Origin of the sequence: Kitasatospora sp. NPDC057198, assembly GCF_042670125.1 — a bacterium.
Lineage (GTDB): Bacteria > Actinomycetota > Actinomycetes > Streptomycetales > Streptomycetaceae > Kitasatospora.
Genome location: NZ_JBHUWH010000809.1, coordinates 1 through 1,856, shown reverse-complemented (window position 1 = coordinate 1,856; position 1,856 = coordinate 1). Strand labels below are relative to the sequence as shown.

Below are 1,856 nucleotides of genomic sequence, written 5' to 3'. Positions count from 1 at the left end.
GCCCGGGGAACCGGCGCGTCCGGCGCGTTCCGGGCCGCCCGGATATCCCGTGGCGGAGCAGGCCGTGAGCCTGGCTACCCTGGTGGGGTGAGCGATCAGAGCACTCTCCCCGCGACCGACGACCTCCCCGAGCAGATGCGCGTCCGGCGCGAGAAGCTGGACCGGCTCCGGGCGGCCGGCATCGACCCGTACCCGGTCGGTTTCCCCCGCACCACCACCATCGCCGACCTGCGCGACAAGCACCCCGACCTGGCCCCGGACACCGCCACCGGCGAGCGGGTCGGCATCACCGGCCGGGTGGTCCTGGCCCGCACCGGCGGCAAGCTCTGCTTCGCCACCCTGCGCGACGGCTCCGGCGACCTCCAGGTGATGCTGTCCCTGGACAAGCTGGGCGCCGAGCGGCTGGCCGCCTGGAAGGGCGACATCGACCTCGGCGACCAGGTCGGCGTCGAGGGCGAGGTGATCACCTCCAAGCGCGGCGAGCTCAGCGTGATGGTCGACCGCTGGGAGCTCACCGCGAAGTGCCTGCGCCCGCTGCCCGACAAGCACAAGGGCCTGAACGACCCGGAGGCGAGGGTCCGCCAGCGGTACGTGGACCTGATCGTCAACCCCGAGGCGCGCGAGATGCTCCAGCTGCGCTCCAAGGTGATCCGCTCGATCCGCCGCACCTACGAGGACCGCGGCTACCTCGAGGTCGAGACCCCGATGCTGCAGCCGATCCACGGCGGCGCCAACGCCCGCCCGTTCGTGACGCACATCAACGCGTACGACATCGACCTGTACCTGCGCATCGCCACCGAGCTGTACCTCAAGCGCCTGGTGGTCGGCGGCGCCGAGAAGGTCTTCGAGATCAACCGGAACTTCCGCAACGAGGGCGCGGACGCCACCCACAACCCGGAGTTCACCGCCCTGGAGTCGTACGAGGCGTACGGCGACTACGACACCCAGGCCGAGCTGATCCGGGAGATCGTCGTCAACGCCGCCCGGGACGCGCTGGGCACCACCGTGGTCCGGGGCACCGGCCCGGACGGCACCGAGCACGAGATCGACCTGGCCGAGCCCTGGGAGGAGGTCTCGGTCTACCCGGGCATCTCCGCGCGCCTGGGCACCGAGGTCACCCCGGCCACCCCGGTCGAGGAGCTGCGCGAGCTGGCCGCCAAGAACGGCCTGGACCAGTACCTGGACCCGGCCTGGGACCACGGCCAGGTCGTGCTGGAGCTGATCGAGCGCCTGCTGGAGCACCACGCGATCAGGCCGACCTTCATCAAGGACTACCCGACCTCGGTCTCCCCGCTGACCCGGCAGCACCGCTCGATCGAGGGCGTCGCCGAGAAGTGGGACCTGGTGATCTTCGGCACCGAGCTGGGCACCGCCTACTCCGAGCTGATCGACCCGGTCGAGCAGCGCGCCCGGCTCACCGCGCAGTCCCTGCTGGCGGCCGGCGGCGACGTCGAGGCGATGCAGGTGGACGAGGACTTCCTGCGCGCCCTGGAGTACGCGATGCCGCCCACCGGCGGCCTCGGCCTGGGCGTGGACCGCCTGATCATGCTGCTCACCGGCAAGAACATCCGCGAGACGGTGCTCTTCCCCCTCGTGAAGCCGGAAAAGGCCGGGAAGAGCGACCCGAAGAGCGAAAAGGCCGCCGACCCGGCCGAGTCCGACACCACCGAGGAGTAACCGTGGAGTACGTCAGCGCGATCGTCCCGCCGCTGGTGATGGCGATCGGTTTCGCCTTCCTGGTACGGGCCATCATCCGCAGCCAGGGCGGCGCCCAGAAGGCGAAGGAGGACGCCGCGGCCGAGGCCATGGCGGCGGGTTCCTCCACCGAATAGCGGTATCCCGCCCGGCGCGCCGTT

General features: G+C 71.1%; 1 protein-coding gene and 1 pseudogene. Both read left to right on the top strand.

Annotation, left to right across the window (positions count from 1 at the left end):
- Window positions 1–96: 96 nt before the first annotated feature.
- Window positions 97–1,677, top strand: a pseudogene (gene lysX / locus ACFUEL_RS39240) (bifunctional lysylphosphatidylglycerol synthetase/lysine--tRNA ligase LysX); the annotation flags it as partial.
- Between the two features lie 2 nt (window positions 1,678–1,679).
- Window positions 1,680–1,832 (top strand): hypothetical protein, encoded by a 153-nt coding sequence (locus ACFUEL_RS39235; RefSeq protein ID WP_380242935.1) that lies wholly within the window; start codon window positions 1,680–1,682, stop codon window positions 1,830–1,832.
- Window positions 1,833–1,856 lie beyond the last annotated feature (24 nt).